The organism is Streptomyces sp. NPDC001153 (genome assembly GCF_053598315.1).
Window position 1 is genome coordinate 50,627 of the sequence record NZ_JBSFJZ010000047.1, and the last position, 24,216, is coordinate 74,842.

At 69.0% G+C, this 24,216-nt stretch carries 29 protein-coding genes and 1 pseudogene; 18 read left to right on the top strand and 12 right to left on the bottom strand.

Going from position 1 to position 24,216, the window contains the following annotated elements; translation table 11 throughout:
• Positions 1-29 precede the first annotated feature (29 nt).
• The 3 genes from ACWDEN_RS38750 to ACWDEN_RS38760 are packed head-to-tail and all read right to left on the bottom strand — an operon-like array spanning position 30 to position 3,149.
• Entirely contained in the window at positions 30-1,157 is a 1,128-nt protein-coding gene (locus ACWDEN_RS38750; RefSeq protein WP_450862633.1) for a glycosyltransferase, read from the bottom strand.
• Entirely contained in the window at positions 1,154-1,735 is a 582-nt protein-coding gene (locus ACWDEN_RS38755) for a putative colanic acid biosynthesis acetyltransferase (protein WP_450862635.1), read from the bottom strand. The genes ACWDEN_RS38750 and ACWDEN_RS38755 overlap by 4 nt, the downstream gene beginning before the upstream one ends.
• Before the next feature lie 49 nt (positions 1,736-1,784).
• Entirely contained in the window at positions 1,785-3,149 is a 1,365-nt protein-coding gene (locus tag ACWDEN_RS38760; RefSeq protein ID WP_351611466.1) for an exopolysaccharide biosynthesis polyprenyl glycosylphosphotransferase, read from the bottom strand.
• A 333-nt stretch (positions 3,150-3,482) separates the two neighbouring features.
• Here ACWDEN_RS38760 and ACWDEN_RS38765 point away from each other — a divergent pair, with 333 nt between their 5' ends.
• Complete coding sequence (locus ACWDEN_RS38765) at positions 3,483-4,355, top strand: beta-1,6-N-acetylglucosaminyltransferase (protein WP_351611434.1); 873 nt, start codon at positions 3,483-3,485, stop codon at positions 4,353-4,355.
• Positions 4,356-4,434: 79 nt separating this feature from the next.
• On the opposite strand, the gene ACWDEN_RS38770 is transcribed toward ACWDEN_RS38765, so the two are convergent.
• Together ACWDEN_RS38770 and ACWDEN_RS38775 are read right to left on the bottom strand one after the other, a co-directional pair.
• A complete protein-coding gene (locus ACWDEN_RS38770; RefSeq protein WP_351611437.1) occupies positions 4,435-5,172 on the bottom strand; it encodes an LPXTG cell wall anchor domain-containing protein in 738 nt (245 codons plus the stop codon).
• Positions 5,173-5,347: 175 nt separating this feature from the next.
• Complete coding sequence (locus ACWDEN_RS38775; protein WP_351611468.1) at positions 5,348-5,680, bottom strand: hypothetical protein; 333 nt, start codon at positions 5,678-5,680, stop codon at positions 5,348-5,350.
• A 208-nt stretch (positions 5,681-5,888) separates the two neighbouring features.
• On the opposite strand from ACWDEN_RS38775, the gene ACWDEN_RS38780 reads away from it, so the two are divergent.
• The 10 genes from ACWDEN_RS38780 (at position 5,889) to ACWDEN_RS38825 (ending at position 12,506) form a co-directional block, all read left to right on the top strand.
• A complete protein-coding gene (locus tag ACWDEN_RS38780) occupies positions 5,889-6,404 on the top strand; it encodes a hypothetical protein (protein ID WP_351611440.1) in 516 nt (171 codons plus the stop codon).
• A gap of 198 nt (positions 6,405-6,602) precedes the next feature.
• On the top strand, positions 6,603-6,812 hold the full coding sequence (locus tag ACWDEN_RS38785) for a hypothetical protein (RefSeq protein ID WP_351611443.1): 210 nt from the start codon (positions 6,603-6,605) through the stop codon (positions 6,810-6,812).
• Positions 6,812-7,411 (top strand): vitamin K epoxide reductase family protein, encoded by a 600-nt coding sequence (locus ACWDEN_RS38790; RefSeq protein WP_351611446.1) that lies wholly within the window; start codon positions 6,812-6,814, stop codon positions 7,409-7,411. The genes ACWDEN_RS38785 and ACWDEN_RS38790 overlap by 1 nt, the downstream gene beginning before the upstream one ends.
• 130 nt (positions 7,412-7,541) lie before the next feature.
• Complete coding sequence (locus ACWDEN_RS38795; RefSeq protein ID WP_351611448.1) at positions 7,542-8,039, top strand: tyrosinase family oxidase copper chaperone; 498 nt, start codon at positions 7,542-7,544, stop codon at positions 8,037-8,039.
• A complete protein-coding gene (locus ACWDEN_RS38800; protein WP_351611450.1) occupies positions 8,023-8,889 on the top strand; it encodes a tyrosinase family protein in 867 nt (288 codons plus the stop codon). Before ACWDEN_RS38795 ends, ACWDEN_RS38800 begins: the two co-directional genes overlap by 17 nt.
• A 205-nt stretch (positions 8,890-9,094) precedes the next feature.
• A complete protein-coding gene (locus ACWDEN_RS38805) occupies positions 9,095-10,507 on the top strand; it encodes a condensation domain-containing protein (RefSeq protein ID WP_351611452.1) in 1,413 nt (470 codons plus the stop codon).
• A gap of 263 nt (positions 10,508-10,770) precedes the next feature.
• Positions 10,771-11,019 (top strand): hypothetical protein, encoded by a 249-nt coding sequence (locus ACWDEN_RS38810; protein ID WP_351611453.1) that lies wholly within the window; start codon positions 10,771-10,773, stop codon positions 11,017-11,019.
• Between the two features lie 183 nt (positions 11,020-11,202).
• Positions 11,203-11,541, top strand: coding sequence for a hypothetical protein (locus tag ACWDEN_RS38815; RefSeq protein ID WP_351611455.1), 339 nt, complete (start codon positions 11,203-11,205; stop codon positions 11,539-11,541).
• Positions 11,542-11,700: 159 nt separating this feature from the next.
• Complete coding sequence (locus tag ACWDEN_RS38820) at positions 11,701-11,952, top strand: hypothetical protein (RefSeq protein ID WP_351611457.1); 252 nt, start codon at positions 11,701-11,703, stop codon at positions 11,950-11,952.
• Between the two features lie 197 nt (positions 11,953-12,149).
• The gene (locus ACWDEN_RS38825) at positions 12,150-12,506 is read left to right on the top strand and encodes a hypothetical protein (RefSeq protein ID WP_351611459.1); all 357 of its coding nucleotides are present in this window, start codon (positions 12,150-12,152) and stop codon (positions 12,504-12,506) included.
• Between the two features lie 293 nt (positions 12,507-12,799).
• On the opposite strand, the gene ACWDEN_RS38830 is transcribed toward ACWDEN_RS38825, so the two are convergent.
• The 3 genes from ACWDEN_RS38830 to ACWDEN_RS38840 form a co-directional block, all read right to left on the bottom strand.
• Positions 12,800-13,093, bottom strand: a complete 294-nt coding sequence (locus ACWDEN_RS38830) for a hypothetical protein (protein ID WP_351611461.1) — start codon at positions 13,091-13,093, stop codon at positions 12,800-12,802.
• A 224-nt stretch (positions 13,094-13,317) separates the two neighbouring features.
• Positions 13,318-13,614 (bottom strand): hypothetical protein, encoded by a 297-nt coding sequence (locus tag ACWDEN_RS38835; RefSeq protein ID WP_351623204.1) that lies wholly within the window; start codon positions 13,612-13,614, stop codon positions 13,318-13,320.
• A gap of 215 nt (positions 13,615-13,829) precedes the next feature.
• Positions 13,830-14,300 (bottom strand): hypothetical protein, encoded by a 471-nt coding sequence (locus tag ACWDEN_RS38840; protein ID WP_351623206.1) that lies wholly within the window; start codon positions 14,298-14,300, stop codon positions 13,830-13,832.
• A 504-nt stretch (positions 14,301-14,804) separates the two neighbouring features.
• On the opposite strand from ACWDEN_RS38840, the gene ACWDEN_RS38845 reads away from it, so the two are divergent.
• Both ACWDEN_RS38845 and ACWDEN_RS38850 read left to right on the top strand, forming a co-directional pair.
• Positions 14,805-15,575, top strand: a complete 771-nt coding sequence (locus ACWDEN_RS38845) for a hypothetical protein (RefSeq protein ID WP_351623208.1) — start codon at positions 14,805-14,807, stop codon at positions 15,573-15,575.
• Between the two features lie 62 nt (positions 15,576-15,637).
• Positions 15,638-15,919, top strand: a complete 282-nt coding sequence (locus tag ACWDEN_RS38850; protein ID WP_351623210.1) for a hypothetical protein — start codon at positions 15,638-15,640, stop codon at positions 15,917-15,919.
• A gap of 106 nt (positions 15,920-16,025) precedes the next feature.
• On the opposite strand, the gene ACWDEN_RS38855 is transcribed toward ACWDEN_RS38850, so the two are convergent.
• The 4 genes from ACWDEN_RS38855 to ACWDEN_RS38870 all read right to left on the bottom strand — a co-directional run bounded on the left by ACWDEN_RS38855 (position 16,026) and on the right by ACWDEN_RS38870 (position 20,836).
• Positions 16,026-16,985, bottom strand: a complete 960-nt coding sequence (locus tag ACWDEN_RS38855) for a D-2-hydroxyacid dehydrogenase family protein (RefSeq protein WP_450862642.1) — start codon at positions 16,983-16,985, stop codon at positions 16,026-16,028.
• Between the two features lie 490 nt (positions 16,986-17,475).
• Positions 17,476-17,847, bottom strand: a complete 372-nt coding sequence (locus ACWDEN_RS38860) for a hypothetical protein (RefSeq protein ID WP_351623214.1) — start codon at positions 17,845-17,847, stop codon at positions 17,476-17,478.
• 863 nt (positions 17,848-18,710) lie between these two features.
• Positions 18,711-19,510 (bottom strand): IS5 family transposase gene (locus ACWDEN_RS38865; RefSeq protein ID WP_450862661.1). Its coding sequence is split into 2 segments (ribosomal slippage): positions 18,711-19,165 and positions 19,165-19,510, totalling 801 coding nucleotides; the frame shifts between segments, so codons are not numbered across the junction.
• A 570-nt stretch (positions 19,511-20,080) separates the two neighbouring features.
• Positions 20,081-20,836 (bottom strand): GntR family transcriptional regulator, encoded by a 756-nt coding sequence (locus ACWDEN_RS38870; protein ID WP_450862644.1) that lies wholly within the window; start codon positions 20,834-20,836, stop codon positions 20,081-20,083.
• 78 nt (positions 20,837-20,914) lie between these two features.
• On the opposite strand from ACWDEN_RS38870, the pseudogene ACWDEN_RS38875 reads away from it, so the two are divergent.
• The 5 genes and pseudogenes from ACWDEN_RS38875 to ACWDEN_RS38895 all read left to right on the top strand — a co-directional run bounded on the left by ACWDEN_RS38875 (position 20,915) and on the right by ACWDEN_RS38895 (position 24,067).
• Positions 20,915-21,192: pseudogene (locus tag ACWDEN_RS38875) on the top strand (hypothetical protein).
• A gap of 523 nt (positions 21,193-21,715) precedes the next feature.
• On the top strand, positions 21,716-21,940 hold the full coding sequence (locus tag ACWDEN_RS38880) for a hypothetical protein (protein ID WP_450862646.1): 225 nt from the start codon (positions 21,716-21,718) through the stop codon (positions 21,938-21,940).
• On the top strand, positions 21,937-22,680 hold the full coding sequence (locus tag ACWDEN_RS38885) for a GntR family transcriptional regulator (protein ID WP_450862647.1): 744 nt from the start codon (positions 21,937-21,939) through the stop codon (positions 22,678-22,680). The genes ACWDEN_RS38880 and ACWDEN_RS38885 overlap by 4 nt, the downstream gene beginning before the upstream one ends.
• Positions 22,677-22,979 (top strand): hypothetical protein, encoded by a 303-nt coding sequence (locus tag ACWDEN_RS38890; protein WP_450862649.1) that lies wholly within the window; start codon positions 22,677-22,679, stop codon positions 22,977-22,979. Before ACWDEN_RS38885 ends, ACWDEN_RS38890 begins: the two co-directional genes overlap by 4 nt.
• A 416-nt stretch (positions 22,980-23,395) precedes the next feature.
• Positions 23,396-24,067: an 8-oxoguanine DNA glycosylase OGG fold protein gene (locus ACWDEN_RS38895; RefSeq protein ID WP_450862650.1), complete on the top strand. Its 672-nt coding sequence runs from the start codon at positions 23,396-23,398 to the stop codon at positions 24,065-24,067.
• Positions 24,068-24,216 lie beyond the last annotated feature (149 nt).

Consider the following 24,216-nt stretch of genomic DNA (forward strand, 5'->3'; position numbering starts at 1 on the left):
GCCCCGCTGAGCGCCCAGCGGGGCACCCCTCACCTGTGTCGCGGGCGGTCCCGGTAGATGCCCTCCAGCCGGTCCACCACCGCGCGGATGGAGAACACCTCCCTGATCGCCCGGCGCCCGGCGTCAACCAGCCGGCGGCGCAGCGCTTCGTCGCCGAGCAGCCGGCCCACCGCCTCGGCCAGGGCCTCCGGGCTGCCGTCGGTGATCAGCGCCGCCTGCCTGCTTGCCAGTTCCTCCGCGATGCCGCAGCTGTCCGTGCACACCACCGGCGTTCCTTCGGCCAGTGCTTCCAGCACGGTCATGCCGAACGGCTCGTTCACGCTGGGCAGGACGTAGACGGCGGCCCGGCGATAGGCCTCCAGCGCCGCGGAGTGCTCCAGCGCGCCGCCGTAGTGGACCACGTCGGTCAGCCCGCGGTCGGCGATGAGCCGGTTCACCTGCCGCAGCGATCCCTCGTCCGTTCCGTGGAGGGTGAAGCGCGCCTCCGGGAACTCCTTGTGGACCAGGGCGGCCATCTCCACGAAGGCCTCGGGTCGCTTGCGCGGGTGGAGCCGGGCAAGGAAGAGCACGTGGGGGCCGCCGGGCGGCCGCTCGTCCGTCTCCTGACGGGGCGGGGGCATTCCGTTGCCCAGCATCACCAGCGGCGGCGCCTTGGGGCTCAGCACCGCGGTCAGGGCCCGCCGCTCCTCCTCGGTGAGCACGAGGCAGCAACGCGCTCGCCGGAGCAGGGGGACGTAGACGCGGTCGAAGACGCGTGCGGCGATGCCCGTACGGGGCTCCACCATGCCGTGTGTCTGGACGACGAAGTCGGTGCGCCGCAGCCGGGCGACGGCGAGTGCGGCCAAGGACACGAGGTCCCTTCCCGCATGCAGGTGAACGGCCTCGGCACGCCCCATGGCACGCCAGAGATCCCGCAGCAGCAGGGGGTGCATGAGGCCGAGGTATCCCTGGCCCGGGACAACGGTCCGCGCCGGGCGGGAGATGAACGGGATGGCGCCGATGCGTCGAGGAGCCGGCGTCCGGCCCCGCCACAACGCCACCAGCTCCACGTCGTGCCCCCGTGCGGCCATCTCCTGCAGTTGGGTGACCGCCACGCTCGGCGGGCCTCCGAAGGCCGCGCCTTCGCTGACGAGCGTGACGACCTGGACCACTCTCATGGCCGGATTCCTCTCGTGGATGGGGACGCAGACGTCCCTGGAGCGGCGCCGGGTGTGAGGACCACGCCCGGGGCGAGGTCCTGGTGTGCCACGGCGCCGGCGCCCACCACGGCGCCCTGGCCGATGGTGACGCCCCGCAGTACGACGGCCCGGGCCGCGACCCAGCTGCCCGGCTTCAGACGGATGGGGCCGTTGTCGAACTCGAACGTGGCGGAACGGCGGAGATGGCTGCCCGTGCACAGCAGCGCGCTCTGCGAGACACAGCAGTCGCTGCCGATCGTGACACGTTCGAGGTTGAGGATCCACGCGCACTCGCCGATCCACACGTCGTCGCCGACATCCAGCTTCCACGGCCAGTGCACCCGCACTCCGTGCCGGATCAGCACCCGCTTTCCGATGCGGGCGCCGAAGGCACGCAACAGCACCGGACGCCAGCGCGCCGGGAACCACCACTTGACGAAGACGAGGTGGAGGACGGCGAACCAGGCGGCCTGGACGAGCAGGGGCCGCCCCTTGTCGTATCCGGCACCGGTGAAGCCGCGCAGTGACCACGTGGCCTGGACTGTGCGCTGTGCCATGACGCTGTGCCTTTCCCGGAGAGCCACGACGGCGGAGCGAGCGGGGTGATCAGTAGGCGCCCTGGCCGTCCAGCACCGCGCGCACGGTGCGGGCCATCACGGTGACGTCTCCGGCCAGGGACCAGTTGTCGATGTAGCGCAGATCGAGCGCGACCGTCTCGTTCCAGGAGAGGTCCGCTCGTCCGCTCACCTGCCACAGCCCCGTCAGACCCGGTTTGACGGTGAGCCGGCGTCTCTCCACCATGTTGTACTTGTCGACCTCTTCGGGCACCGGGGGACGCGGTCCGACCAGTGACATGTGGCCGAGCAGGACGTTGAACAACTGGGGCAGCTCGTCGAGCGAGTAGCGGCGCAGGAAGCGTCCGACGGGCGTGACCCGTGGGTCACGGCGCATCTTGAACATGTGCCCGTCGTTCTCGTTCGCCTCTTCCAGCTGGCTCTTGAGCCGGTCGGCACCCACCACCATCGTGCGGAACTTCCACATGGAGAAGTGCGTGTTGTGCCGGCCCACGCGGATCTGCCGGTACAGGACAGGGCCGGGCGAGCCGAGCCGCACCGACAGGCCCACGAGGAGAAGCAGGGGGGAGAGAAGGACGATCAGCAACAGCGCACCCACACGGTCCACGACGGCCTTGAACAGCGCGGGAATGTCGCGGCGCAGGGGTGGCGCCACGATGTGCAGCATCGTCAGCCCGGCGGCGGAGGTGACCCGGAGCCGACGCCGGGCGACGTCGACGATGCCGGGCAGCACGATGAGCGGGCAGCCCCGGTCGTGCAGCGCCCAGGACAGCCGGCGCAGTCGCTCGCCGGACATGGGGCGGCTCACCGCCACGAAGGTCAGCTCGGCGGCCAGTTCGTCGACGGCGCCCAGTACGGCCGCCGCGTCCGTCTCCGGTGCCGTGGGCGCTTCGCCGGCCAGCCGTACGCACACGGCGACGCCCGAGGAGACCGGCTCCTCGCCCACCGCGCAGGCGCCGACGACGACGTATCCGTGGTCGGTGCGCTGGGCGAGCTGCGCGACCACGGCGTCGACCAGGGGGCCCTCACCGACGACAAGGGCGCGGCGCAGGGCGCGGGCGTCCCGCCGCGCGGCCCGCAGTTGACGGCGGATCACCTCCTGGCAGACGGCGGTGAGGATCAGCGCCGGCACGAGTGCGGTGAACACCTCGATGGGGACGCTGTTCAGTCCGCACAGCACGCGGAGCGTGGCCAGGGCGCCGACCAGCACCAGCCAGTCCCTCAGGACGTCCCGCAGACCGACCCCGTCGGTCCAGACCCCGGTCGCGTACCGTTTGCCCGCCAGTCCGATCAAGGGCCACAACACGGCGGCGGCAGCCGCCAGGCGCAGCGGGTGCGGCTCCCGGACGTGGATCACCGCCGCCGCGACCGGCAGTGCCGCGCCGGCCAGATCCACGCAGACGGAGAGCGGCCGGTACGAGCGAACTCGCGTGCCTTCGCGGTGAACAGTTCTGTACGGCGTGGAGAAGGGCGCCTGCCCGGACACCGCGCTGGTGGAACGCCCCATGGCTCTCCTTAGCAGCCTCAGTCGCTCATCGGCCACTACTTATATCAGGCAAACTTCACAAAACCATGTCTTTCAGTACATTGATGTGCTTGACGGTTTCCGGTGATGACACCCAACAGGCATACGGTGAAAAGCCGTACTGAACAGGCCACATGCGTATAGTGCGGGCACTACGGGGAACAGAGAGCTGGCGGTCGCAGCGAAACCCGGGAGGAGAGAAGGATGCCGGTATTTGCCGTGCTCGCCCACACCGAGCCCGGGCTGTTCGCCCGGCTCGTCGAGAGACTGGCGCCGTACCCCGTGGTCGTCCATGTGGACGCGCGGTCGCAGGGTGACGACTTCGCGGGGGTGCCTCGCACCACGTACGTCCGCGAGCGGGTCGCCGTTCGATGGGGAGGCTTCTCGGTCGTCCGCGCGATGCTGGCCCTGTACCGCACGGCGCTGGAGTTCGCGCAACCGTCCGACCACATCGTCCTGCTGTCCGGGCAGTGCTATCCCGCCCGGCCGGTGGCCGAATTCGCCGATCACCTTGCCACGGCCCCGTTCCGGCAGCACTGCCGGACGGCACCGCTGCTCGACGGCGCGGCTGCCGAGAGCCGGATCCTCAAGCGGTGGTACTTCGACGCCCTTCCCATCGGCCCGGGACCGGCCTACCTTCCCCGCGCCGTGCTGCGAAGAGGGATCTCGGAACTGGCCCCCAGACGCAGGCCTTCCGTGTTCGGTGACATCGAGCCGGTGTCGGGGAGTCAGTGGACGGCGCTGACCGCCGACTGCGTCGCGGACCTGCTGGGCAAGGCCGAGGATCCCCGCTGGGAGGACCTGTTCCGTACGACGCTCGCCCCGGACGAGATGTTCTTCCACACGCTGCTGTGGAACAGCGGCTGGCGGCACGAGGTGGAGGACCCGGTACTCCGGCCGAGGGCCGGCCGCATCACCGCCGACTTCACCAACTTCCACTACGTGGACCGCATGCTCAAGGGCACCAGGACCCTTGCCGATCTCCCGGCGATCGAAGCCTCCGGGATGTACTTCGTCCGCAAGGTCGCCTCACCGCAGTCGGCGGAACTGCTCGACGTGCTGGACAGGCGAACGTGACCTGATTCCCGCCGGAGGAAAGACATCGGGTGCCGGACGCGAGGCGTCCGGCACCCGATGTGCGATGTGCTACGTCGTACTACTTCTGGGACGCGGCCCGGCCTCGCCGGTACAGGACCGTGCCGGCGGCCAGCAGCGCCGCGCCTGCAGCCGCGGCTCCGATGGTGCCCTCGGCGCCGGTGTGGGCCAGGTGGTGGTGGTGATGCCGGTGGTGGTGATGCTTGTGGTGCGGCGGCGGGACATGCTCGTGCGGCGGCTTGTGATGCTTGTGCGGCGGCTTGTGGTGGCGGTGCGGAGGCGGCTTCTCTTCCTCGCACCCGCAGTGCTCGTCCTCGCCGTAGCTGGAGCTGCTGCCATAGCTCGACTTGTCGTCGTCGCCGTAGCTGTTGGAGCTGCCGTAGCTCGACTCGTCGTCGTCGCCGTGGGTCCGGGAGGGCTTGTGGCTCGGCTCGTCGTCGCCGTAGTTCCGGGAGGGCTTGCGGCTCGGCTCGTCGTCGCCGTAGCCCTCGTCACCACCCGAGGAGCGCTGGGGACTCGGCTCGGACTCGGGGGCGGCCTCCTCCATCATCCTCGCCTCCCTGTGGGCCATCCGCACGGCGTCCTGCGCCTGCTCGATCGCACGCATGGCACTGGCCATGCCCGGGAAATCGTCGGCCTCGTCGTTGTTGTCGGGCACGCTGGCCGACAGCGCAGCGGCGCGGGAGTCCGTCACCGTCGAAAACGGATCGGAGTCCGCGAATGCCCACGGGCTGTACAGAGTCAGGGCACTTGTCGCGGCGGCAGCCACGACCAGCCCCTTGCTCAGGGTCTGTCGCACTCTCGTTGTCTTCCTCTCAGAGGGAATCGGAAGCCGGCCACGGGGCCCGATGGAGGGGGCTTCACGCGTGCCACGACCTGCAGACTGTGAACGAGATATGGACGCCCGAAGAAACCGGAAGACGTGGAATGCAGGGTAATTCACCCGAATGCCGCTCTTGTGGTGCCCGAAGGGCTCATCCGCCGTACAGTGCCTCGGCCTGCTGCGCGTACGCGCTCGCCACGGCCTGCCGAGGGTGGCGGCGGCGGTGGTCTCGGTCAGGCCGTAGCCCCGGGCCCTTGCCCGTACGAGCGTCAACCGGACGAACTGCGGCCGCTGCTGACAGACCGTCGCCACCGTGTCGGGCGTCAGCGCGGTACGGCGCCTGGTGACCCGGCGACGGGGCCTCCGGGTTCGTCGTACGGACCTCGCGCACCGAGCCGCTCTCGTCCCGGACCAGCTCGACGCGCGCACGCGCCGCCAGGTCGGTGCGCTGCTGAGCCTGTTTCAGATCCCTGCGTACGCCCATGACGGCTCCCCGCTCGCGGCTCGGCTGACGCGGACTTACCGAAGAGTCAACTTACTTGTGCGTAGCGGATGGTCAATGGGCCTGGCGTGCGCAAGCCGTGCCCCGAACGGACCGGTCGTTCACCGGAACGCCCTCGATCGGTTGCGGGGCGCGGTGGGTGATCTCACGGTGGGCACAAGATCCCGTTCACCCAGCGAAAGGAATGTCCATGGGGGTTCCACCCGTTCGGCGCATCGCGTCCATCGCGCTCAGCGCCGTCCTTCTGGCCGGTGTCGCCGGTCCGGCCGCCTTCGCGGCCGACTCCGCCCCGGAGCGCACCCGGACCGTGGCCCAGGCGCCCGTCCCCGGTGCGGACAAAGTCCTCACGCAGGTCAACGGCCTCGGGCACTTCGGTACCGTGCTCGAGCCGGTCAGGACGCTGCTCAACGCCGTACTCAAGGCAGACAAGGGCCAGCTCTCCGCCGACCAGGCGACCAAGCTCGTCCAGGCCGCCAAGGACGCCGTGGCGAAGGCGGCCGAGGCGGCGCCGGCCACCACGACGTCAACCGGCGGTGACGCCGAGGCACCGGCCGACAAGGTGAAGGACGCACAGGCCACGCTCAACAAGGCGCTGGACACCCTGCAGAAGGCCGCCACCGACGGCGACGGCGACCAGGTGACCGGAGCGTCCCACGGAGTCCTGTCCGGCCTCCTCGGCCTCCTCGCCTCACTGCTGGGCCTGTAGGACCCCTCTTCCTCCGGGTGGGTCCGGAAGGGAGGCCCGGCGGGCACGGGTGCCGGAGGGTCATGCGCCTCCGGAAGCCCCGCCGTGACACGGCACGCCCACCCGGCGTCACCCGATCGTGTGGAGCGCCTGCTGCTCTGCACCGGTCGGGTGAGCCGCGGGCCGGGCCCTCCCTCGGGGTGCCGATAAGGTCGCGCGGTGACCTCGACCTCCGGCGACACGCGCTCCTTCCGCCGCGCCGACCAGGGCAGTCCCGCCCGGCCGGGCCCGACGCTCCCGCTGCGGCCGGCGGCGGGCCGGGCGGTCGTCCCCATGCCGTCCCGGCACGCCCGGTACGGCACCACCCCGCCGCGACGGCCGGCCACCGACCCGGGCGAGGTTCGCCCGGCCCTCGGACCGGGCGCCTGATGGCGTCGGCGCAGGAGCCCCGGGCGGTGGGTGGCAGCCGTGGTTTCGGGCTCCTCCTGGTTGTCACGGGCGCGGCCGGGCTGCTGGCCTCCTGGGTCATCACCCTCGACAAGTTCAAGCTTCTCGAGAACCCGAACTTCAAACCCGGGTGCAGCCTGAACCCGGTGGTGTCCTGCGGCAGCGTCATGAAGAGCCCGCAGGCCTCGGTCTTCGGCTTCCCCAACCCGATGCTGGGCCTGGTGGCCTACGGCATCGTGATCTGCGTGGGCATGAGCCTGCTGGCCGGCGCCGCCTTCCCCCGCTGGTACTGGCTGACCTTCGACGCGGGCTGTCTGTTCGGGGTCGGGTTCGTCTCGTGGCTGCAGTTCGAGTCGCTGTACCGGATCAACGCCCTGTGCCTGTGGTGCTGTCTGGCATGGGTCGCCACCATCGTGATGTTCTGGTACGTCACCGCGTTCGCCGTACGCCACCGTCTCCTGCCCGCGCCCGCACCGGTGCGGGCCTTCCTCGCGGAGTTCACCTGGGTACCGCCGGTGCTGCACACCGGAGTCGTCGGCATGCTGATTCTGACCCGCTGGTGGGATTTCTGGACCAGTTGAACACTTCGGCGCCCGTGCGTTCCGGGCCCGTTCCTCCGCGCTCTCGTCACCGGTCCGGCCGCACCGCGGTGACCGGGAGGGCCGTCCGTCGGTTACCGCTCCGGACACCTGACCGGACGAGGAGTGAACGATGGTTCCAGAGGTCGGCACAACCCCGGTGGGCGGGCAGCGCGGAACGCCGGTCGCGGGCGGATCGCGGCCAGGGGGAAGCACCCGGCGGGAGGTGACGCGGAGGCTGCTCGCCTCGGCCGTCGGCGTCGGGCTCGTCCCGGTGGCCGCGGCCTGTGAGCGGCGTCCGAGCGCCCAGGACGACGGCCGGCGGACCGACGCCTTCGACGAGACCTACCGCGGGCGCCACATCCGCGGCATCGAGGTCCGCACCGGCCGCCGGGCCGCCGCCGGCCGGTGGCAGGTCACGATCGACGGCCGCCCGCTGCACCTGATGCGCCGCGCCGACGGCAGCTGGCTGAGCATGGTCGACCACTACCGCTCGTACCCGACCCCGCTCGCCGCGGCCCGCGCGGCGGTCGACGAGCTGGGCCCCGACGAGCAACTGCGCGATCTGGCACCGGGCCCGATGGGCGGAGCGCCGATGCACGGGGGAGGCGAACATGGCGTACACGCGTAAGAACGTCAGCAAACTGACCCGCACCGAGCGGCGACGGTTCGTGGAAGCCCTGCTGGAGCTCAAACGCAGCGGTGAGTACGACGAGTTCGTACGCATGCACATGGAGTACAACGCCCCCGACGGTGAACGCGGGCTGCGCACCGCCCACATGACACCCTCCTTCCTGCCCTGGCACCGCAAGCTCGTGCTGGAGCTCGAACGGGCGCTGCGCCGGGTGGACGGGTCGGTGACGGTGCCGTACTGGGACTGGACGCGCGACCGCACGGCCACCTCCCTGCCGTGGACCGACGATCTGATGGGCGGCAACGGGCGGCGCTCGGACCGGCAGGTGATGACCGGTCCGTTCGCCTACCGTGCGGGCCACTGGCCGCTCAACGAGAACGTGACCGACGTGGAGTACCTCACCCGCGACCTGGGCCACCACAGCAACCCCATCCAGCTGCCGACCGCCCGTGACCTGGAGGCGGCCCTGGCCGATCCGGTGTACGACACCGCCCCCTGGAACTCGACGGTCACCAGGGGCTTCCGCAACAAGCTGGAGGGGTGGGGGACGGGCCGGGGCAGTGTCTCCTGGCGCAACCACAACCGGGTGCACCGCTGGATCGGCGGCGTGATGGTAGGCGGCGCCTCTCCCAACGACCCCGTCTTCTGGCTGCACCACGCCTTCGTCGACCTGCAGTGGACCCGCTGGCAGCAGCGGCACCGCGACCACCGCTATCTGCCGGCCCAGCCGCCCGGCCCGCGCGACGACCAGCACGGCCGGATCGTCGCCCGGCACCAGCGACTGCCGCCGTGGGACGTGACACCCGACGAACTGGAGGACATGAGCGGGGTGTACCGGTACGAGTGAGGCCGGCTCCGGCGAGGCGCGCCACCGGGAAGAGCCCCGCTGCGCGAGGTGACGGCGCTCTTCTCCGTGTCTTCCGAACCCGCGCCGCTCGCTTTGCCGTTCGAGGCGTCACACGTCCCGCTGAAAAGCCTGCGACACGGCAACCGCCGCTCGCGCACGGCTCCCCCGTGATCAAGTCTGAGTCTTCTGCGAAGGAGACGCCCCCGTGCGAATTTCTGACATTCAGCGCTGCGAAGTCCGGCCCGGACGCCTCGTCGAGTGGACGTACAGTCCGGCGACGGTCGCGGCCGCGGCAGCGCAGCCACCGGACCCGCGGCCGCCGGCGTACATCCAGGAGTCGCACATCAGAACCGCGCGCTCGGTGCGCGAGGACGGTCTGTTCGTGCCGACCTGGATCGGTACGGCGTTCGATCTGCCGGGCCGAGCCGATCTCGACGCGCTGGAACAGGCGTTGCGCGGCTGGACGCTGCGGCACGAGACGCTGCGCAGCGGCTTCAGGTGGGCCGGTGAGGACATGCACCGGTTCACGCTCGACGAGGACGACGTGACCCTGCGCCGCGAGGTGATCGGCGACTTCGCCGACGCGGACACGCTGGTCCGTTACCTGCAGGACCGATTCGACGTCGCGGCGGACGCGCTCGGCTGGCCGAACCTCATCTACGCGGCCGTCGTCCGCGACGACTCCACCAGCGTGTACCTGGCGTTCGACCACACCAACGTCGACGCCTACTCCCTCTACCGCATCCCGGACGAGATCCAGGAGTTGTACCGGGCGCGCGTCACGGGTCGGCCCATGTCGGGTGCTCGCGTGGGCAGTTACGTCGACTTCTGCGAGCAGGAGCGGGCGAACGCGGACGACATCGACGACACCCACGCGATCGTCGCCCGCTGGCGGGAGTTCATCGCCCGGTGCGGCGGGAAGCTCCCGGACTTCCCCGTCGATCTCGGACTGCGGCCCGGTGGCGTACTGCCCACCCAGAAGCTCCTGCGCGAGCCGCTCGTCGACGCGGACGCCGCCGCCGCCTTCGAGGCGTACTGCCGGCCCTACGGCGGCAGCATGGTGGGCGTTCTGGCCGCGACCAGCCTGCTCGTGCACCAGCTCGGCGGGCAGCCGGTCTACCGCACGGTGGTGCCGTTCCACACCCGGGTGAAGTCGGCGTGGTCGGACTCCGTGGGCTGGTACGTCGGCGGCGCACCGATCGAGGTGCCCACGACACGGGACTTCGACGGCGCGCTCACCGCGGTCCGCGCCGAGTTGCAGGCCAATCGGTCGCTGGCGCGTATTCCGCTGGCCCGGGTACTGCGCCTGCTCGGCGCGGACTTCCGTCCCACGTCGCCCGACATGTACTCGATCGTCTCGTATGCGGATGCCCGACTCGTCCCCGGCTCGTCCCAGTGGAGCGAGCGGAAGGCGTACGGGCTGATCCGGGTGTCGTACGGCGACCAGGTGTGCGCCTGGGTCACCCGGCTGCACGAGGGGCTGTGGTTCGCCTGCCGCTACCCGGACAACGACGTCGCATACAAGAACATGCGTCTTTACATCGAAGGTCTGCGGGACCTCGTGGTGTCCGTTCCGGCGGACCGCCGTCATCGGGCCGTGGAGCCGACATTCTCGTAATACCGGGGGCGGGGCGCGCTTTTCCGTTCGTCGGACAACTGCCCTTTTCGCTCTCAGTGTTGGCACGGCCGATGCCAATCCGCAGTGTTGGGGCGTCAGTTGCGGTACCCCGGAAGAGCCCGCGCACTCATGTCCCCTTTTAGACACGGATATCCGCCAAAGTGGAATACGGCACTTGGCTACTGGTAGTGTTCGTGAAGTCACGGTAGGCAATCAGCCTCGACGTCAGCAATACGTCAAGCAAATGAAGAACCGAGGGTTCCATGCGCAAGCTTCAGCAGGTCGTGATCGCAGCAGTGGCGGCGGCCGGCGGTCTCTCCGCCATCGGTGCCGGTGCCGGTACCGCCTACGCTCACGGCAAGGGCGGGCTTGAGGTGAACGACCTCTACCGCCCGTACCAGGAGTGCAGCCCGCAGACGGTCGCCGAGAACGATCTTCCGATCGGCGTGCTCGGGCTTGCCCAGACCCTGGACACCACCTGCGGCCAGTTCAACAACGCCTTCTCTGGCTGAGATCGACGGCGTCATCACGTGCGACGCCTTCCGCGGAACCCTTCGGGTCGCTCCCCGAAGGGTTCCCTTCACGCCCGGCCGGTTGCCCCGGGCTCGAAGACCAAGACAGGGCGAAGGCAGGGGCCGGCGCGGACGGTTGGCGGCGCGCGGTGCCCGGCGCCCCTCACAAAGGAAACGCAGCACATGTTCAGCACGAAGAAGATCGCGGCTGTCTCGGGGCTCATCGGCGGCCTCGCCGTGGCCTGCGCCGGCGTGGCCCAGGCGCACACCGTACGGGGTCCGGGTACGTGCACGCGGGACATCCTGGGCAACGTCACCTGCATCCAGCGGATCGAAGGTGAGATCCCCGAGAACGGCCAGATCCCCCACTACGACAACTGCCTGCCGACGCAGCCCTTCACGGTGCCCGCCGCCCTGGGAGGCGGGTCGATGAAGATCGGGCCCCAGGTGACCTGTTCCAACACGACATCGGGAGCGCCCGACAGGGCTGACGGGAACAAGGAGTTCTCCGGTCTGGTCTGAGCCTTCGGGGCGGAATCCTGCGGAATCCTGCGGTGCATGCCGTGCGGTGAGCCGACACGACGTATGGAGCGAAGATCCCAAATTGCTACGGACTGTGTGTATAAGCTCACAGCAAGTAGTCAAACCAGGGCTGTCCGCCCGGGTAAGAAAGGGTCAACCATGCGTAAGTTTCAGCGTGCTGCGGTCGTAGCGGCAGCGGTTGCGGGGCTGTCCACCCTTGGCGTCGGCGTCAGCTTCGCCGGTGGTCAGGGCCAGGAGGAGGTCGCCCCTCCGTCGATCACCGCTGTGGCCAACTCGTCGGCCAACGCCGTGGCCACGTGGGGTGGTTTCGACGAGGGGAAGAAGGGTGAGCACAAGGAGGGCGGGGAGGAAGGCTACGGCCAGTACGCCGCTCCGAGTGACGCCCAGTAATACAGCACGATAGGCACATCGTAAGAACTCGGACGCTCCTGTCCCGGACCAACTCGGCTTGTTCACCGGTGTGCTGAGTGACACCCCCATGCGAAGGCAGCCCGGACGCGCGGCAGATCCCCCAGGGAGCGCGTCCGGGCTGCGCCAATTGCCGGCGCCGGCTCGTCTCCTGCACTCAACTGCAAAGGAACGCAAACATGTTCACTCGACAGAAGGTCGTGACCATCTCGGGTCTCGTCGGAAGTCTCGCCGTGATCTGCGCCGGTGCCGCACACGCGCACGCCGATGAACCCAGGGGCGCGTGCAGGAAGACCGCCACGGGCGTCGTCTGCATCCGCAAGAGCGACATCCGCACCGACCACCGCGGCAAGCACGTCATCGACCAGACGCAGGACTGCTCGACGGCCGACCGTTCGCGCGTGGTGTTTCCCGACGACGAACTGCTGGACGGCGGAACCGCGAAGGTCGGGGCGGTAGTGGACTGCTCCAACCATGTGAAGCTGCCCAAGGGCTTCAAGAAGCCTCGGTTCGACACGCCTCGCATCGCGTTCTGATGGGCGACCGGCACGGGCCGGACCGGGATCATTCCCGGTCCGGCCTTTCCGTTTTCTGGCCCCTTGTTCCGGCTTTCTGATCGGCTGTGACGGCTTTCCGGTCCGCCGCTCCGGTGCGGCTTTCTGCTCCGCTATCTCGGGCCTCCTGGCCCGGTATTTCCCCTTGCCGGTCCGGCACTTCGGCTTCCTGGTCCGGTACTTCGGCTTGTCTGGTGCGCGGAGCCGTCCGCCGACATGGCTGTCCCCGGTGTCCCGGCCTGTGGCCGGGACACCGGGGACGGAGGGGGCCGGGCCTACTTGCCGACGTTGTTGTTGCAGCCCATGGTCGAGCCGAGGGTCGACTGCTGGGCGCCGGCGTTGCCTTCGCCGTTCAGCAGGTTGCCGCCCAGGCCGTTGGCGATGCCGACCTCGCCGAGGACGTCGGCGTTGAGGTCGTGGGACCTGCAGGTCGTGCTCTGCAGGACGCTGAAGCGGGGGCCGTTCCCGCCCTTGCCCCACCCCTGGTCGGCGTGGGCGGCGCCGGCGCTCAGGAGTCCGACGCTCCCGAGGGCGGCAACCAGGACGGCAGCCTTGCGCAGCTTGTGCATGTCTACTCCGGTGGAAGTGAAAGTGGTGGATGCGATCTACGAGAGATCGACTTCGTGCGGTAATGGAGGCTAATAGGAAATATCCGAAGACAACCAACGACGCGCCGAATTGCGAATTGTTGTCACCCTGAATGCTCACAGGCGCACAAAAAAGGTCCCGGCACCGAGCCTGAGGCTCGGTGCCGGGACCATTTCCTGCTCTGGTCGCCGGTACGGCGGTGCGCTTAGAAGGCGCTGTTGTTGCAGCCCATGGTCGAGCCGATGTGTGTGGCCTGGGCGCCCGGGTCACCCTCGCCGTTGAGCGCGTTGCCCAGCAGGCCGTTGAGGATGCCGACCTCGCCGAGGACGTCCAGGTTCAGGTCGTGCGACTTGCAGTTGGAGCTCTGCAGGACGCTGAAGCGGTCGCCGCCCTTGCCGCCTTCCTTGCCGCCTTCCTGGCCGCCGGCGTGGGCGGTGCCGGCCATGAGGCCGATGCTGCTGACGGCGGCGATCAGAACGGCAGCCTTGCGAAGCTTGTGCATGTCTTCTCCGGTGGAGTGAAGGAGTTGCGATCCGTGGCAGATCGCTTTCTTACAGTCACGGAGATTAATAGGAAATAACCCAAAACGGACAGCGACGCGCCGGTTTCTTGATCTCCTGACAAAAGCACCCGAAAGCCGTATCGCATGCGTGCGGGCCCTTCGCGGTTGTTCCTCGAAGGGCCCGTGCCGGGTCGGTGTCCGGCCGTCCGGTGGTGTCAGTGAGCGCTGGCGTGGGCGAGCGCGTTCGACTGGGTGTTGGCCTGCGTGCACTCGATGCCGTGGGTCTCGGACGCGGCGAGCAGGGCGACCGGGACGGCGGCGTTGAGCAGGGACTGCGGGCTGCACTCCTGGGACGGGCGGAAGAGGTTGGTCTGGCCGAGACCGCCGCCCTGTCCCGGGGCCGCCTGAGGGGAGATCTGCGGGTTGAGCTGCGGGCTCAGGGTCGGGTTCACCTGCGGGGTGACCTCAGCGCCCCGCTGCGGGCCGGCATACGGGGCCGGTGAGCCGTAACTCTGCACGCTGGCCTGCGAGGAGGTCGCCGAAGCCGCCTGGGCGTCCGGCTGCGAAACGGGGAGCGGAAGTCCACCGCCGTACGCGGGAACGGCGGCGGAGCTCGGGCCGGTGCCGACGGCGGACAGACCCCCGGCTGCTGCGACGACGAGCGCGACCCTGTGAAGCTTGCGCATGAAACCCTCGGCCCTTCATTGACCTGTGCTCGGAACGTATGGGAAATGCTGAAGAGTTGGTGTCGGTGGTGCTGTTTCCTGCTGCCCTGTACGGCTGCGACGGACCATCGCCCTGGCCCAGTGGGGAACGAGGGAAGCGGTGAAACGGATACGGACTCCGGGCCCTGGTCACCCATTTGCCTCAGGCTCCGTGTGCCTCGGTGCGGCGCCGCGAACGCCTCTGCAATCCTGATCGCGCGCGTCCGGCGGCCGACGGCAAATGGGTGACGGTGTATCGGATCCCGTGACCGCGGTGAGGGAGAAGTCGTTGCCAACTGGGAGAGGGCAGCGATCATGGATCTATGGAGGGGCAAGGGAATTCGCTGCCAGCTCCGGCGAAAGTCCGCGTGCCGCCCGATAGTTACCCCTGTAACGGCGCAGTACGAACATCAGACTGTGTGCACGCGAGACCGCGCCGAATACAACGGATTTCCCTGTACAGGTATTTGAAGGGCCGAGGGTTCCATGCGCAAGCTTCACAAGGCCGCGCTCGTCGCAGCAGCGGCCGGCGGTCTGTCCGCCATCGGCGCCGGCGTCAGTCAGGCCGCCGACTATCCCGCGGGGTACAGCGGCGCCGCTCCAGCGTCGGCTCCCGAGTACCCCGCACCGCAGTACGCGGCGCCGCAGTATCCGCCGCCCCAGTACGCGGCGCCGCCGCAGTACGTGCCGCAGTACGCGCCGCCGCAGTACGTGCCGCAGTACGCACCGCCGCAGTACGCGGCTCCGCAGTACGCGCCGCCGCAGATGGCCGGTCCGCAGGCCGAGGCGGTGTCCCGCTCGACGGGCGCCGCACAGGCCGCCGCTCCGCAGCCGTACTCCCCGCCGATGATGCAGGCTCCTCCGCCGCCCCCGCCGGCGCCGCCGCAGGAGCACGCCGCCAGCGCCACCGCCACGGCCTCGTCGGGAGGCTTCGCGCAGGCCGCCGGCCCGTCGTACGGCCCGCAGCAGGCCGCCGCCCCCCAGCAGTCGGCGCCGCAGGTCATGCCGCAGGTCAGCCCGCAGTCGGCGCCGGAAGTCATGCCGAAGGTCGCCCCGCAGGTCGCCGTACCCCAGACGTTCGGCGCGGCGGATGGCCCGCCGCATGTCGCCCCCCAGGTGAACCCGCAGGTGAACCCTCAGGTGAACCCGCTCGTCAACCCGCTGCTCGCACCGGACGCGCCGCAGGCGCCCGGGCTCGGCCTCGGGCAGGTCGCGGCGCCTCCCGTCGGCTCACTGGGTCTGCCGCGCGTCGGCTGACCGCCTCGCCTCCCTCAACTCGATCCGCTGCGGATCGCATCCGCTCGACCAACGGAGAAGTAATGCGCACGTTCCAGAAGGCCGTCCTCGTGGGCGCCGCCGTCCTCGGCAGTGTCGGCACCCTCGGCCTCAACACCGCCTTCGCGCACGGTGAGCCCGGCCATGACGACCTCGACGTCAACCAGGGCATCGAATGCCGCTCGCACGACATGAACATCGATGTGCTCGGCAGCGTCGGCGCCGTCAACGGCCTGGCGGGCAACCTGCTGAACGGCGAAGGCGCCCCCGGCGCGCAGCAGAGCCACCTCGGTTCGGACATGGGCTGCAACAGCAAGGCGCTCTGACCGGGCACGCCGCACACTCAGGGAAAGCGCCGGCCCCTCCCCGCGGCGACGGGTGAGGGGCCGGCGCCCTTCCGTATGCGGCCGAACGGCAGGTTCCGCGCGCGGCTCAGGACAGCAGCCGTACCGGGGATCCGGCCAGGTAGGCCTGGATGTCCTCCACCGCCTGGCGGTAGTACGTCGTGTAGTTGGCGTGCGACACGTAACCGAGGTGGGGCGTGGCGAGGAGACGGGGCGCGGTGCGCATCGGGTGACCGGCGGGCAGCGGCTCGATGTCGAAGACGTCCACGCCGGCGCCCGCGATCCGGCCCTCGTGCAGCACGGCCAGCAGGGCGTCCTGGTCGACGACGGCCGCCCGGGAGGTGTTGATCAGGTAGGCGGTCGGCTTCATCAGGGCGAGTTCGGCGGCGCCGACCAGGCCCCGGGTGCTCTCGCGGGCGGCGACGTGTACGGAGACGAAGTCGCTGTCGGTGAGCAACTCCTCTTTGGATGCCGCGAGTTCGACGCCCGCCTCCTCGGCGCGCTCCTTGCTGAGGCCCGGGGTCCAGGCGCTGACCCGCATGCCGAACGCGAGCCCGACCCTGGCCACCCGGCTGCCGATCCGGCCGAGTCCGAGCAGGCCCAGCCGACGGCCGTGCAGGTCGGCGCCGACGGTGGACTGCCAGGGGCCGTTCGTGCGCAGCGCGGTGCTCTCCTCGACGATCCCGCGGGCCAGACCGAGCAACAGCGCCCAGGTCAGCTCGACCGGCGGGGTGCCCGAACTCTCCGTACCGCACACGGTGACGCCATGGGCCTCGGCTGCCGCGTAGTCGATGACGGTGTTGCGCATGCCGGAGGCCACGAGCAGCTTCAGCCGGGGCAGGCGGGCGAGCAGAGAACCGGGGAAGGGGACGCGTTCGCGCAACGTGACGACGATGTCGCAGTCCGCGAGGGCCGAGGCGAGGGCGTCCTCGCCGACCAGGTGCTCCCGCAGCGAGAAGACCTCCACCTCGTCCTCGACCGCCGACCAATCGGCCAACTCGGTGGCCACACCCTGGAAGTCGTCCAGCACCGCACAGCGAAGTCGCACGTCGTCTCTCCTCCCGGACACCTGCCGCGTTTCACGGACGGGGACAAGTGTCCATCCCTCGGCCTGAGCGGCTGACAGCCGGGGAGGGGCTGGCTGCCCTGGATCCGCTCCGGTGGACCTCCCCGACTCGAGGAGGTGGCGCCCTCGATCTCCAGGGTTACGGAACGACTCCGACGCCCCCTGGTGGGACGGTCCTTGGAGTAACAGCTGTTGGAACTGGACGGCGTGAGCTGGAGCAGGGCCTTCGAGGCGCCATGGGCCCGAACGCACTGCCGAGCGACGTGCGTGTCGAACGGGTTGCCTGTCGGCGGGCGCGTCACGGGCTGGTCGGCACTGTGCGGGTGTCGTCGGAGCGGTCGTGGAGTCCGTTGTGCCGGCGACCGGGGAACCCGCACGCCGCACACAGATGTGGGGGCCCGGGAGCTCCCGGACCCCCACGCGCCGACGCGGCGGGGCCGCGCCATTGTCGCCGTGGCGGGGCGATCGTGTACTACCCGCCGTAGTTGCTGGGGACGACGCAGAAGTCGATGTGGCTCAGGTCCGCGAACTTGCCGCTCGCGTTGATCGGGGCGTGCAGCGATCCGTCCGCCGAGATGCCGCTGGGGAAGCCCGTCGTGCTGTCGTAGGTGTAGACGTTGGCGTTGTCCCCGCCCTTGGCGGTGACCTTGACGGCGGCGCGGTGATCAGACGCGGGAATGTCGAAGCTGAACACCTGTCCGTCGGTGCTGCTGCTGACGGTGAGCTGGAAGGTGCCGTCGCCCGGGATCGAGACGGGCCCGGTCGCGGGATTGTCGACCCGGAACCCGGTCGCGCCCATGGGGCAGGACACGGCCGGGTTGTCGGCCACTTCCGTGGGCTGCACGCCTTCGTCGCTCGGGGGACCCGCCTGGGCCAACGCGGGAGCTGCGGCGAAACCGAGTGCCACGGTCGTGGTCAGGCCGGCGCCGACGAGCCGCAATCCCCATCTCAGCCGTCGCGACTGCGTCTTTGCTCGGGCAGTTACTCGCATAACGAGCACTCCTCCTCATTGCTTTGGGGTACCAGAGCTTGGGTACCTGATCTCGCCCCCGCGGACTCTCGCGCCCATTCCTTTGGCAGTTCGAGCTTTGAACATTCATCCGCCGTTGGGTGGGTCAACATTCACATGAATGGACTGTCATGGCGCTGCGCGACTCCTTTTCTAGGCCATACGAGCTTCAGTAACGGCCCTGAAAGGCGGATCGTGCCGTACCGGCGCCATGAGATCAGGGCCCGCCGCTTCACCGCGTGGGCGCGAAGACGAACTGACTTGACATGCCGTCACATGCCTCCAAATCGGTGATCCATGACGCTTGTGCAGCACAGCTTCGCCTTGTTTCGGGGAACCGTCAGGAATTGATACCGGCGACAACTGCGACGGCCCGGCAGGCTGTTCGCGAACGGCTGCCGCCGTCACCCGCGCCGGCCAACGGTGCGAGCTGCTCATCCGCAGGGCGACCCCCGAGGCCGGAGAGCAGTGGACCGACACGGGCCGGCATCCCGCCCACCCCGGTGGCGGCGCGGGCGCGAAACCCCGGCGAGAGCCGGACAGCCCCGGACCCCGCCCTTGATCGTCAAGAGCGCGTCCGGGCTGACCCGCGTCGAGCGACCCCCACCCTGACCAGCAAAAAGCCCTCCCGAGCGGGAGGGCGGTGCTCGGCGCCCCCGGCAGGACTCGAACCTGCGGCCAAGCGCTTAGAGGTCATCTCATTTGGTGAGTCTGCGGTAGCAGATCAGGGTGCAGGCGATGCTGGTGAAGGCCAAGAAGTGGACGGCCTTGCGTTCATAGCGGCGGTGCAGGCGGCGGCATCCGGCGAGCCAGGCCATGGTGCGTTCGATGGTCCAGCGGTGGCGTCCCAGGCGCTGGGAGGACTCGATGCCTTTGCGGGCGATGCGGTGCCGGATGCCGCGCTGGCGTAACCATCGGCGCAGGTGGTCGTAGTCGTAGCCCTTGTCGCCGTGGAGCTTGGCCGGCCGTCGTCGGCGCGGACCGCGACGGGAGCGGATGGGCGGGATGCCGCGAACGAGCGGTTCGAGGGCCTGGCTGTCGTGCAGGTTGGCGCCGGAGATGCCGATGGAGATGGGCAATCCGGTCCGCTCGGTGATCAAGTGGATCTTCGAACCGTACTTGCCTCGATCTACTGGATTCGGACCTGTCAGGCCCCCCTTTTCAGGGCCCGCATGTTCACCGAGTCGATCGCACAGCGAGACCAGTCCAGTTCACCCCGGGAGCCGAGTTCGTCGAGGACCAGGCGATGGAGCTTCGCCCACACCCGGGCTTTCGACCACTCGGTGAAACGCCGGTGAGCCGTGGGTCCCGACGGTCCGAACGAGGCGGCCGGCAGCTGCTGCCACGTACAGCCCGACGTGGCCACGAACACGATCGCAGCCAGCACCTCCCTGTCACCGTGCCGGCGCCGGCCGCCTCCCTGAGGCCGACTCGGCGCCTCCGGCACCACTCGCTGGAACAACTCCCACAGCCCATCCGGCACCAGCTGCTCAACGATCCCCACACCTGGAGCCTATCGAACGCCCCAAATGAGATGACCTCTTAGAAGGCGCCTGGTGTTTGAGAGGCAAGGTGGGCGCTGATCTGCTCAAACGTCCGGTCAGATCCCTCTCAACTGCAAGCGTCGACACGCATTCGACTCGTGTTGGGGAGGCGATCGCCGCACCGCTCAGCGTCAGACCCCCGGCTGAGCCGCCGGCGGCAAGCTGCCACTGCGCCAAAGGCGGTAGTTGGATCGAGTAGCTCCGAACGGATCACGGGAAACGAGGCACGTGTAATGAAGGCCGAGTAGCGAACCGGCGTCAACACCCAGGTTGGTAGCCAGGACCCGAGTGGGCAGCGGATGCTTGTCATTCGGGTCAAGGACCGCAACCGAATCAGCCAGCACGCCGCGAACTTCGACTACCTCGTACTCGACTCGGGTTCCGAGAGTCTCCTTCTCGTGGGAATGATCCCCGTCGAGCGGTTGATCGCATAGGCCACAGGTGTTCGCATGACGCGCGGCATCGGTCATGTTCGCCACGCTACCTAGTGTCGGGCGCAATGACCGAGATCTCGGTGATCTCGGCTAGGGGTTGATCGGGATCTCATAGACGATCTCGCAGTGAGCAGCGGGCACCACGATGTCCGCCGTCTCCACGGGCCGCCCTTGGTCGCTGTAGTACGTCCGCCGGATGTGTGTGACGAGCGCTGCCTTCTGGATGCCGAGCAGCGACGCCTCCTCGGCGGTCGCCTGCCGCGGCTCCGGCTGCTCCACGGCGTGGCTGACGGTGACGCCGATCGCGGCAATGCGGTTCACGACACCCGTCCCGGCGTGCGGCCCTCCCTCGGGGAGGACGACGAGGGTACCGGCGGTGAGGTCGTACGGCTCCCAACTCGTGGAAAGCTGCACGGGCCTACCATCAGCCAGGAACTCGTACGTCGTCCGGACGCACAGGTCGCCCTCGGCGATGCCGAGCCGCGCCGCGATGTCTGTCGGCGCCGGCACCTTGGCCTCGGTCCGACTCTCCCAGTCTCCTTGCCTGCCCACGGCCTTCATGTCCGCCCGGAACGGCGACCCGTCGGGCCGCTCACGCGCCGACGAACGGACCACCCGGACCCGCTGCCGGGGCTCGGCGACGTACGTGCCTGAACCCGCGCGGCCCTCCAGCACACCCTGGGAGATCAGCAGCTCCTGAGCCCGGCGGACCACGTTCTCGCCCACCCCGCACTCCTGGCCGATCTGGGCGCGGGACGGCAGGCGGTCCCCGGGCTCCCACACGTGCTCCGCGATCCGCCGCCGGAGTTCGTCGGCGATGCGGAGGTAGGGCGGCTGCTCAGGCATATGGAAAATCTAGTCCACTAGCTCAAATCTAGTTAACTAGCTTCACTCAAAGTGATCGCCGGTGACGGAGGCTGCCCTGTGCCCGCTTCGGGAGTTAGCGCGGCGGCCATCGCTGCCCGGCTGTCTGCCGTCGGGCTCTCCGCGCGCGTGGAGGAGCACGACCGGTACTGGTCGGTCGAAGCGGAGGTGCCCCAATCGCTCTCCGCCGACTTATGGCGGGAGGTCCTGGAAGTGGTGCCGAGGCCGATCGGTTCGGGCTCCTGGCCACCAGCTTGAACGGCCGCACCCTCTGGGCGGTCGTACACAAAGCGGTCCCCACGACGGGCGATGTCGGGGGACCGAGCCATCAGCGATAGGAGCTGAGCAGCGTGCTCAACCGTATCCGCCGTGCCGTCGCACTCGCCAGAGCGCGATACGCCCCCAAGGGCAGGCACCGCCGCCCCTTAACGCCCTCCCGACCGAAGGCCGCCCGCGCCTTCCCGGCGTTCGCCGATGCGTCGGCGCCCCTCCTGGGCCGGGTTTCAGACATCGCGAACCATCGACACCGGCTCGCGGGGGAGGACAACGCACTCGTCCGCCAGTACGTGCTGGCCTGGGAGGAACGAGGAAGGCCACGGGCGGTGGTCGTCGCTTCTCATCTGCCGACTGAAGCCTGGTCAACCCTGACGGGGGTCCGCTGATGCCTCCTCGCCAACAGTTTCACGTCACCGACGCCTCGGCTGTTCCCTACCGGTCGACCGCGTGCCGTATCGGCACACACCTTGTCTGCGCGGAGTCCGCCCCGGTCTCCGCGCCGATCGACCTGCCGGTTGTCTACGAGACATGCGCCTGCCCGTGTCACCCGATGTCGGACCACTCCACGCCTGCGGAGGTGCAGCGGTGAGCGGCTGGGCACCCGGCGGCGCGCTGGTTTCCACCATTGAGGTCACCGCGACCACCGTGCAGCGTGGCGACGTCATTCACCTCGGTGGCAGGGCGTGCCGGGTTATGGACCTCTTCCAACTCCCACAAGGGGCCAAACAACTGCTCTTCGAGTCGGGTGAGCTGCTGACCATACACACGCGAATCCGGCTCGCCGCCGTTCGCGTACGGAGAAGGCGGTGACCCGGTCTGTGCCTTCACGCCATCACGACATCGCCGACGATCTCCGACACCAGATCACAACCGGCCGCATCAAACCCGGTGAACGCCTGCCGTCCGAGGCCGGTCTCGCCGACCGATACAAGGTCAGTACGGTGACACTGCGAAGTGCCCTCGCCGTCCTCCAGAGCGAAGGTCTCGTCGAGAAGATCCACGGCAAAGGCAACTTCGTCCGCCGCCCACTCCGCAAGGTCGTGTACGCCGGCGGATGGGGGACGCTGGACCCATGGACCGCCGCTGAAACGGCCCTGCGCGTCACTGTCCGCACCACCACCGTGCAGGCAGACGGGCATCTGACGACCTTGCTCAAGGTGCCGACGGGCAGCCCTCTCGCAGAGTTCTCCTGCATCAGCCACGACGGAGACTCACCGCACGGACTGGCCCGCATCTACATCCCGCGCGACCTGGCGCCGACCGGTGTGCTGGACGACGACTCCTGGTGGCGGGAGACGGCCACGCGATTCGCCGTCCTGGGCTCGCCGCCGGCAGCTGTCCGGGAGACGGTATGTGCCCGTCCACCGACACCGGACGAGGCATCGACCCTCCGGATCGGCTCCGCCGTTGCAGTCCTAGCGATCACAAGGGTCGCGACCGACTTCACCGGTCGAGTCGTCGAGGCCGCGCTTCTCGCGTTCCCAGGGGATCGCGTCGACGCGGTCTTCACCACCCACCACATGACCGATGAGAGGCAGACGCAACCATGACGGCACCGAACGAACTGCGACTCCTCCCGTGGTCGGGGCCGGAGGGCAAGCCCTGCTACCTGAACACCGACGACAAGGCTGGCTACATGTCCCGCCTGGCGGACAACATCGAAGCGGTGCAACTGGGCACGGCAGCCGAGCTGCTGCAGCATGCCTCGGACACCCTCGACGACCAGGACGCGGGCCCGGAGGACCTGCGACGGTTGGCGAAGGGACTGACCAGGGCATTGCGGGACGTGCTCCGCGTCGCAGCCAGCCGCGGTCATCTCCTGGCGGTGAGCGATCCTCAACGCCCCTGAAGGGGGGATGGTTGCGCTTGGCGGCTGCTGGCGGTGACGTTCCGCTTCTCTTTACGGGGAGAGGAACCCGGGCTCTTCCACGGCAGCCTCCGCAGCGCGGCCTGACTAGCCGGTCTACTCAGAAGCCTCGCCGACCAGCGGGACGGAAGAAGCCCACGGCTCTGACCTCGTCGGATGCCGTGGGCTTCTGTCGTTGTTGGTTGGCGTCGGGTGGCCTCGGACGGCCCAGAGTTGATCCTCACGGGCCGGCCGGTGGGCGACAGGGGACACCTTTGTCAGGGGCCGCAGGCGCGCTGTCAGCTCTGATCGTGCTGGCAGTGGGCTGGTACCTCCGTAATCGCAGAGAGGTGTGTCCCCTTGGCAGCGCTCCCATACGCTAGGGCCCACGGCACGCCGCCGTCATGGCCAGGGGGAGCATGATGGAGCAGCTTCAGAAGCTCGTTGACCGCTACGGTGACTGTGAACAAGAGCCCGTGCGCTTCCGTCCAGGAACGTGGCGCTCATGGTTGGAGTCGCACGGAGCCGCGCACGTACTCGATATCGGCATTGGGTGTGCGACCGGGGCGAGCGGTGACCGTCTCATCAGTCGGGGCGACTTGGCCGATCTCCGTGATCGTGTTGGCGACGATCCCGACGGCCTGCGTGACCTGTTCGTGGCCGTGATGATCTGGGGTTCGGGCACCACAAACGGACGCGGGCCGCGTTACACCGAAGCAGCCCTGTCCGACGCCCGCATGCCTGGTGTCCTCCGGGCGACGCGCGAAGCGGTCCGAGATGGCGACTTGAGCAGGGCCTACCGGCAGTTCGCCCTCAAAGGAGTGAGGAGGTCCTTCTTCACGAAATGGTTTGCAGCCGTGGACGACCGCAACGCCACGTGGGATCGGGCTTTGATCCTCGACGATCGGGTCTTTCGTTCACTCAACGCCCTCGGGTGGTCCAGTTGGAAGGCGGCCGGCACCCGCCACTGGCCCACCCGATACGTCACCTACGTCAGCTCCATGCATGGTTGGGCCTCGGCTCTAGGCGTCACGGCGGACTGGCTTGAGTGGCTTCTCTTCTATCTGAACGGTCGCGTAGACGAGCCCTGAGCTTGGGAAGCTAAGGTGATCTAGGGTTCAGTGCCTCACTGACCTGCGGCGGAGGTTGCCTACGCCAGATGGGCGGCTCCGTTGATTCCCCGGTGTTCCCCGTGGTTCCCCGCACGATCTGGCACGCGACTGGCACGGCCTCTTCGTGG

Bases quoted from the DNA above. Each gene is read 5' to 3' on its own strand.
- ACWDEN_RS38750 (WP_450862633.1), bottom strand. From the start codon at position 1,157: ATGAGAGTGGTCCAGGTCGTCACGCTCGTCAGCGAAGGCGCGGCCTTC.
- ACWDEN_RS38755 (WP_450862635.1), bottom strand. From the start codon at position 1,735: ATGGCACAGCGCACAGTCCAGGCCACGTGGTCACTGCGCGGCTTCACC.
- ACWDEN_RS38765 (WP_351611434.1), top strand. From the start codon at position 3,483: ATGCCGGTATTTGCCGTGCTCGCCCACACCGAGCCCGGGCTGTTCGCC.
- ACWDEN_RS38775 (WP_351611468.1), bottom strand. From the start codon at position 5,680: ATGGGCGTACGCAGGGATCTGAAACAGGCTCAGCAGCGCACCGACCTG.
- ACWDEN_RS38780 (WP_351611440.1), top strand. From the start codon at position 5,889: ATGGGGGTTCCACCCGTTCGGCGCATCGCGTCCATCGCGCTCAGCGCC.
- ACWDEN_RS38790 (WP_351611446.1), top strand. From the start codon at position 6,812: ATGGCGTCGGCGCAGGAGCCCCGGGCGGTGGGTGGCAGCCGTGGTTTC.
- ACWDEN_RS38795 (WP_351611448.1), top strand. From the start codon at position 7,542: ATGGTTCCAGAGGTCGGCACAACCCCGGTGGGCGGGCAGCGCGGAACG.
- ACWDEN_RS38800 (WP_351611450.1), top strand. From the start codon at position 8,023: ATGGCGTACACGCGTAAGAACGTCAGCAAACTGACCCGCACCGAGCGG.
- ACWDEN_RS38810 (WP_351611453.1), top strand. From the start codon at position 10,771: ATGCGCAAGCTTCAGCAGGTCGTGATCGCAGCAGTGGCGGCGGCCGGC.
- ACWDEN_RS38815 (WP_351611455.1), top strand. From the start codon at position 11,203: ATGTTCAGCACGAAGAAGATCGCGGCTGTCTCGGGGCTCATCGGCGGC.
- ACWDEN_RS38820 (WP_351611457.1), top strand. From the start codon at position 11,701: ATGCGTAAGTTTCAGCGTGCTGCGGTCGTAGCGGCAGCGGTTGCGGGG.
- ACWDEN_RS38825 (WP_351611459.1), top strand. From the start codon at position 12,150: ATGTTCACTCGACAGAAGGTCGTGACCATCTCGGGTCTCGTCGGAAGT.
- ACWDEN_RS38830 (WP_351611461.1), bottom strand. From the start codon at position 13,093: ATGCACAAGCTGCGCAAGGCTGCCGTCCTGGTTGCCGCCCTCGGGAGC.
- ACWDEN_RS38835 (WP_351623204.1), bottom strand. From the start codon at position 13,614: ATGCACAAGCTTCGCAAGGCTGCCGTTCTGATCGCCGCCGTCAGCAGC.
- ACWDEN_RS38840 (WP_351623206.1), bottom strand. From the start codon at position 14,300: ATGCGCAAGCTTCACAGGGTCGCGCTCGTCGTCGCAGCAGCCGGGGGT.
- ACWDEN_RS38845 (WP_351623208.1), top strand. From the start codon at position 14,805: ATGCGCAAGCTTCACAAGGCCGCGCTCGTCGCAGCAGCGGCCGGCGGT.
- ACWDEN_RS38850 (WP_351623210.1), top strand. From the start codon at position 15,638: ATGCGCACGTTCCAGAAGGCCGTCCTCGTGGGCGCCGCCGTCCTCGGC.
- ACWDEN_RS38870 (WP_450862644.1), bottom strand. From the start codon at position 20,836: ATGCCTGAGCAGCCGCCCTACCTCCGCATCGCCGACGAACTCCGGCGG.
- ACWDEN_RS38890 (WP_450862649.1), top strand. From the start codon at position 22,677: ATGACGGCACCGAACGAACTGCGACTCCTCCCGTGGTCGGGGCCGGAG.
- ACWDEN_RS38895 (WP_450862650.1), top strand. From the start codon at position 23,396: ATGATGGAGCAGCTTCAGAAGCTCGTTGACCGCTACGGTGACTGTGAA.